Annotated in this window: 1 pseudogene; it reads right to left on the reverse strand. The window is 25.7% G+C overall.

The features are described from left to right. Positions 1–333 precede the first annotated feature (333 nt). Positions 334–705 (reverse strand): annotated as a pseudogene (locus B5E58_RS13620) (sigma-70 family RNA polymerase sigma factor); the annotation flags it as partial.

Here is a 705-nt window from a genome sequence, read left to right on the forward strand (position 1 = left end):
ACTCAACATTCTGTTGTAACAAATCGTCTTGGCGTACTGTATGGTACTGCTTTACCTTTTCAGGCTGAACAGGGTAATGTATTTATATTGTTGGATATTAAATTTTTAAGGTTCACGAAAAAGGTTCAATACCCCCTCACCTTTAAGCCCTTAAAAATGGCTTTTTATGCGTAAAATCTAAAAACTTTTTTATTTTTGTATAATTAAACAAAAATTTAATATATTTTCATTGATTTTTTCATTCACTTTTTTGATATAAATCTATTGATTTTTTTATATTAAGTGTTCTAAAATAAAAATCCCCCTTGATTAAACAAGGAGGAAAGTGCTAAATTAATTTTTAAAAATGTTATCTAAATATTTTTTTAATTCTGAATAAAGTTTTGATTTTGCTCTATTTACATTTGACTGATTTAAACCTATAATTTCTGCAATCTGCTTTTCTGTTTTTCCTAACATACTTAATTTCAATATATCTCTTTTATCATTTTCATTAATGAAAGATACTACTGCTTTGTATCTCATATCATTAAATATTACATCTTCAATACTACCTGATTTATCTACTAAAAGCTCTTCTCCATTCATATATTCTGTATCCCAGCTACTATAATAAATTAAGCCATTTTTTAAATCTCTTTCTTCTAAATAGCGTTCTCTTCTTCTCATTTGATAGTAAACTGTATATATATCATTTGTTACCTC

It is taken from the genome of Tyzzerella sp. An114 (assembly GCF_002161055.1).
In the GTDB taxonomy this organism is placed as follows: domain Bacteria; phylum Bacillota; class Clostridia; order Lachnospirales; family Anaerotignaceae; genus Fimicola; species Fimicola cottocaccae.